This is a genomic window from Chitinophaga sp. (assembly GCF_035564935.1).
Taxonomy (GTDB): Bacteria; Bacteroidota; Bacteroidia; order Chitinophagales; family Chitinophagaceae; genus Chitinophaga.
The window spans coordinates 1-6353 of record NZ_DATMTE010000765.1 but is presented as its reverse complement, the minus strand read 5'-3'; the positions used below and the strand labels follow the sequence as shown (position 1 = coordinate 6353).

At 46.8% G+C, this 6353-nt stretch carries 5 protein-coding genes; all 5 read left to right on the top strand.

What is annotated here, in order from left to right:
• Positions 1 to 702: hypothetical protein (locus tag VN105_RS19875; protein WP_325643437.1), on the top strand; the 702-nt coding region annotated here is incomplete at its 5' end.
• A gap of 62 nt (positions 703 to 764) precedes the next feature.
• The gene (locus VN105_RS19870) at positions 765 to 1508 is read left to right on the top strand and encodes an ABC transporter permease (protein WP_325643435.1); all 744 of its coding nucleotides are present in this window, start codon (positions 765 to 767) and stop codon (positions 1506 to 1508) included.
• Between the two features lie 2 nt (positions 1509 to 1510).
• Entirely contained in the window at positions 1511 to 2326 is an 816-nt protein-coding gene (locus VN105_RS19865; RefSeq protein ID WP_325643433.1) for an ABC transporter ATP-binding protein, read from the top strand.
• Between the two features lie 217 nt (positions 2327 to 2543).
• On the top strand, positions 2544 to 3431 hold the full coding sequence (gene sucD, locus VN105_RS19860; protein ID WP_325643431.1) for a succinate--CoA ligase subunit alpha: 888 nt from the start codon (positions 2544 to 2546) through the stop codon (positions 3429 to 3431).
• Positions 3432 to 3580: 149 nt separating this feature from the next.
• Positions 3581 to 6353, top strand: a 2773-nt coding sequence (locus tag VN105_RS19855) for an MG2 domain-containing protein (RefSeq protein ID WP_325643429.1), incomplete at its 3' end; no start/stop codon positions are given.

Genomic DNA, 6353 nt, shown 5'->3' with positions numbered 1-6353 from the left:
AAAATTGTCAATAATTACAACGAGGTGTACGACTATTTTTATATTAAGATTGCCGATGCCTCCCGTATTTACGGACTGGAACTGGAACATATTCTATCTCCCTACTGGATGAACTTCCTGATTGATGGCAATACCCTGGTAGAAGAACATATTGCAGGGGTACCCGGCGACCAGTTTATATTGCATTACCTGAACAGGCCCGAGTTTAACCCGAAACGTATAGCCAAAGAGTTTGTAAAATTCAACGAGCGGTGCTTCGTGCGGTTGCTGGGTGATATGCGTTCCTATAACTTCATTTTTGATATTACCCCGGATTTTGATGATGTGCAGTTCCGGATCCGCGCTATTGATTTTGACCAGCAGTTTTACGAAGGCCGGCGTACCTTGTATATGCCGCAGTATTTTAAAGAGAACCGCATATTTGTGGAACTGGCCATTAAACATCTTAATGCAGAAGTGGTGAAACAGTATCAGCAGGAAGAACGCGCCGTAATTGCCCGCCGTATTAAAGTGCAGCGGCATCGCATCAAGGATCTGCGGGATGTGATCATGACCGACCGGGTTTCTTTTCCTGAAAAGATCCAGCAACTGGGAGATGAGCTGGCAGAATATTATCATGATGCCGTATTTTCCCGCTGTAAAACGATGGGGGAGATCATTGAACGCAGTTTGAAGCGTTTGCTGGTGAATAGTTTACGTTAGGCCCTGCATTAAATCTTAAATTAGGATATGATTGAAAAAATCCTTCCTATCTTTGATCAGTTATGGAGTTCAAATTCTTCTATCATTTCGGAAACTTCCTGCTCATGCTTAAAGGCATGTTTTCCCGCCCGGAAAACATGAAGATGTACTGGAAGCAATTTATGCAGCAATGTGTGGATATCGGCGTAGGGTCGTTCGGGATAGTATTTATTATTTCCCTGTTTATGGGAGGTGTAACCACCCTGCAAACAGCCTATCAGCTGGTGAGTCCTATCATTCCAAAGAGTACCATCGCACAGGTGGTAAGAGACACTATTATCCTGGAATTTGCGCCAACACTTACCTGTATTGTACTGGCGGGTGTGATCGGGTCAAAAATAGCCTCAGAACTGGGTAACATGCGGATATCTGAACAAATTGATGCCCTGGAAATTATGGGTATCAATACCAAGGGATACCTCATTGCTCCTAAAATCATGGCTGCGATATTGATGATACCGGTGTTGGTAGCCATTGCTGGTTTCCTGGGTATCTGGGGCGGCAAGGAAGCCGGCGAGCTTTCAGGCATTATTTCCGCTGAGCAGTTTATGCAGGGACTCCGGCAGGAGTTCAAGGCATACAACGTATTTTTTGCGATGGCTAAATCCTATACTTTCGGGTTCATTATTGCCAGCGTATCTGCTTATTACGGCTATAATGTTACCGGCGGCGCACTGGAAATAGGTAAAGCCAGCACTACTGCCGTGGTGGTAAGCTGCGTGCTGATATTATTCATGGACTACGCATTAACGGCCATATTACTGTAATCATGATTGAACTGCAAGACATAAGAAAGAGCTTTGGGGATAAAGAAATATTGAAGGGCGTATCAACTATAATGGAACCCGGCAAGGTTAATCTCATCATTGGCTCCAGCGGTAGCGGTAAAACCGTGATGATGAAGTGCATTGTAGGACTGATGGGGGTAGACGCGGGAAAAGTGCTGTATGATAAAAAGGACTTTACCGCCATGGATGAAAAAGAGAAAAAAGTGATACGCCAGGAAATAGGCATGCTCTTCCAGGGCTCTGCCCTGTTCGACAGTATGACCGTTGAACAGAATGTAATGTTTCCCCTGGAGATGTTTGGCAAAGGTACGCTGAAAGAGAAAAAGGCCAGGGTAGCGGAATGCCTCGAAAGGGTGCAACTGAAAGAAGCCGCAAAAAAATTCCCTGCTGAAATCAGTGGAGGAATGAAAAAAAGGGTAGGGATCGCCCGCGCTATTGTACTGAACCCGAAATACCTTTTCTGTGATGAACCTAACTCCGGGCTGGATCCGCAAACTTCCCTGCTGATCGACAAGCTGATTACGGAGCTCACACAGGAATACAATATCACCACCGTTATTAATACCCATGATATGAACACCGTAATGGAAAGCGGGGATCATATTGTATATATGTACCAGGGCCAGAAGCAGTGGGAGGGTAGCAATAAGGATATCGTATTCAGTAAAGACCAGAAATTGAACGATTTCATCTTTGCCTCCGAGTTCCTGCGGGAAGCAAAGGAAATGCGGCAACTGGAATTATTTAAGGATGGAAAGTGGCGGGAACAATTGAAAAAGGAACAGGGAGAACAATAGTGTTTGATTATCAGCTAAAAAGATAATATATAACATCCCTATATATCTTCACTGGCACTGCCGGCTGCCTGAATACTCCTTATTTACCGCCAATTATTTTCCCAACCAATTGGTAGCTTTATCTTAAAGGTACTAAATTGCAGAATTAGGGAAATCGGCTTATTTTTGCCGTCCAGAAGAATCAGACATATAATATTAAACCAATAAAACAAGCGCGATGAGTGTTTTAGTTAATAAGGATAGCAAAGTGATTGTTCAGGGATTTACCGGTACAGAAGGTACTTTCCACGCTACACAGATGATCGAATATGGTACCCAGGTAGTGGGTGGTGTTACGCCGGGTAAAGGCGGCAGTACGCACCTGGAACGCCCGGTGTTCAACACAGTAGCCGATGCAGTAAAGGCAACCGGTGCAAATGTTTCTATCATTTTTGTACCTCCTGCATTTGCAGCTGATGCAATCATGGAAGCTACCGAAGCTGGTATTGCTCTGGTGGTATGTATCACAGAAGGTATTCCTGTACAGGATATGATCAAGGCAAAGAACTTCCTGCAGGGTACCACTACCCGCCTCATCGGACCAAACTGCCCTGGCGTTATCACCGCAGATGAAGCCAAAGTAGGCATCATGCCCGGCTTTATCTTCAAAAAAGGTAAGATCGGTATCGTTTCCAAATCAGGTACTTTAACTTATGAAGCTGCCGACCAGGTGGTAAAAGCCGGTTTAGGCGTTTCTACAGCTATCGGTATTGGTGGAGATCCCATTATCGGCACACCTACCAAAGATGCAGTAGAACTGCTGATGAACGATCCTGAAACAGAAGGTATTATCATGATCGGTGAAATTGGTGGTAGCATGGAAGCTGATGCAGCCAAATGGATCAAGGAAAATGGTACCAAGCCGGTAGTTGGTTTCATTGCTGGTCAGACTGCCCCTCCGGGACGTCGCATGGGTCACGCCGGAGCTATCATTGGCGGCGCTGAAGATACCGCTGCCGCTAAAATGAAGATCATGGCAGAATGCGGGGTTCACGTGGTAGAAAGCCCTGCCAACATTGGTAAAACAATGGCGGAAGTATTAAGTAAAACAGCAGCCCTGGCATAATTATCTGCCGGTAAAAATATATAAGGTGAAAAGTGATGGAGATCTATTCCGGCACTTTTCACCTTTTTTGTTCCCCTTTTATGGAAACCATGCCTGTACAGGCATCCTCGTCAGTAAAAGAAGTAACTTACTGTAAATAACGATCCTATATGCGTTTATTCATCGGAATATTCATTGTTTTAATCTTTAGCAGCAATAAGATAATGGCCCAGTTCAACTACGATAACTCCTGGAAGAAGATCACCGCACTGGAAGAAAAAGGATTACCCAAATCAGCCCTGGAGGTAGTCAGCGATATTTATGTACAGGCCGTAAAGGATAAAATGCCCGCACAGCAGATCAAAGCGCTCATTTACCAGATGAAGTACAATGCGGAGATCAATGATAGCAGCACCTTGCAAAACCTGCAGAAAATAGAAGCGCAGATTGCTATCGCTGCCGGTCCGCAAAAGGCCATCCTGCAAAGCATCAGGGGCGAAATGCTCTACCGGTATTTCCAGTACAACCGGTACCGGTTTTATAACCGCACCGCCATTGCCGGCGATGAAAGAACCGATGTAACTACCTGGGGAGCCGAACGATTGCACCAGGAAATTACCGCCGCTTACCAAGCTTCCCTGGCCGACCGGGAAATGTTGGAGAAAACCAGTCTCACTGCATTTGACGCAATTATTGTTAAAGAGAACACCCGGCAACTACGGCCAACCCTGTATGATTTACTGGCCCACCGCGCCCTGGATTATTTTAAATCGGGAGAAGCCACTCTTACCAATCCTGCTAACCAGTTTGAACTTACCGACCCTGCTGCGTTTGCGCCTGCTACTACTTTTGCAGCACACGGTTTCACCAGTACCGACAGCGCATCCCTGCAGTACCATGCCCTGCTGATATTGCAGGAACTGACCCGCTTGCATGCCGGCGATAAGGCGGCCTTACTGGATGTGGATGTGGAAAGGATTGGCTGGATGAACCAGGTGGCCGTTATGGAGAATAAAGATGCCCTTTATCTCCAGGCGCTGGACCAGGCAGCACTGGCTTACGCCGGGGAAAAAGAGGTAACGGCTGTAATGCAAATGCAGGCATCTTACTATATGCAGAAAGCAGATGCCACCGAAGAAGCCAAAGGCAATAACACAAAGAAAGCAAAAGCTATCTGCGAAAAAGCAGTGACGCTGGCCCCGGCATCCGCCGGAGGCGTGGCCTGCGCTTATATGCTGGACCAGATCAATGAACAATTCCTTGAACTGGCAACCGAAGCGGTGAATGTACCCGAGCTGCCATTCAGAACGTTGGTAAGATATAAGAACATTAACAAGATCTATCTGCGTGTTTTTAAAATAGACGACGCCTTCCTGAAACTGTTGCGCAAAGCACAAAGTAATTACCGCGACCAGGCAAATACTTACTGGCAGTTGATGCTGTCGCGCCCCGCCATGAAATCCTGGGAACAGGCTTTGCCCGATCCGCAGGATTACATCACCCATAAAGCAGAAATTAAAATAGATGCCCTGCCTGCCGGCCATTACATGCTGTTATCCAGCGCCGACCCGCAGTTCAGTATGAAAAATAACCCAATGGCCATGCAAATGACCTGGGTATCCAATATCAGCTACCTGGAAAACGGTACTGCTTACTATGCACTGCATCGTAGCACCGGCAAGCCATTGGCAGGTATTGACCTCCAGGTATTGCGGAACAGGAACAATAATTCAGATGAATGGGTGTTGGTGGAAAAACTGACCACCGGCAAAGATGGCGGTGTAAAGCCCGCTCCCATGAAACAGAATAATAACCTGCGCCTCTACTGGAAAAACGGGCAGGATGAATTGTACATTGATTCACACCGGTATTATTACACTAATAATGAGCGGGAACGGGAGCCTGAGCCACAAACTTTCCTGTTTGCCGATAGGAGCATTTACCGCCCCGGTCAGACCATTTACTTTAAAGGAATTGTTTTAAAGAAACGGACCAATGAAACCGGCAGTGATGCGCTCACTAATTATAAAACCACCTTATCGCTGTATGATGCCAATGGCGATAAGGCAGATTCCATCAGCGTAACCACCAACGAATATGGCGCTTATTCCGGCAAATTTGCATTGCCGGAAGGCCGGATGAACGGCGCTTACAGCCTGAGAGACGAAACAGGGAACGGCTACCTTGCTTTCCAGGTAGAAGAATACAAACGTCCTAAATTTTATGTACAGTTTGATACCGTGAAAAGTATATATCGTATAGGGGATACCGTTACTGCCAACGCCAAAGCCCTGGCCTTTGCCGGGAATAATATAGATGGCGCTAAAGTTACTTACCGGGTTGAACGGAGAGTAAGATTTCCTTACCCGTGGCTATTTTATAAGATAGCTGCGCCGTACGGATCTTCCAGGGAAATTAGCCATGGCGAAACTACTACAGATGCCAGCGGCGCTTTCCTGGTAAAGTTCCCGGCGCTCAGTGATAAATCTGTAGACCCCGCCACCAAACCCATATTCACCTACGTGGTGCACGCCGATGTAACAGACCTCAACGGCGAAACCCGCAGTGGCAGCCAAACTATCAGCGTGGGTTACCAGGCCATGGAAATTGCGGTAAACATCCCCGATCGCCTGCAGCAGCAAGATTTTAAAACACTGAAGATCTATTCCCGCAACCTGAACGGGGGCTTTGAACCAGCTTCTCTTGCTATCGCTATAAAACCACTTACGCCCAATAAACGCCTGCTGCGCCCCCGCTATTGGGAAGCGCCCGATCAGTTTGTAATGGATGAAGCCAGCTACGTACGGGCGTTCCCGGTAGATATCTATAGAGATGAAGACGATCGTAAGAACTGGCCCCGCCAGGCAGCAGTGATCAATGAAACCGTTGCCGGTAACCCGGAAGGAAATGTAACGCTCGACACGAAGAAGCTGGCCCCGGGAA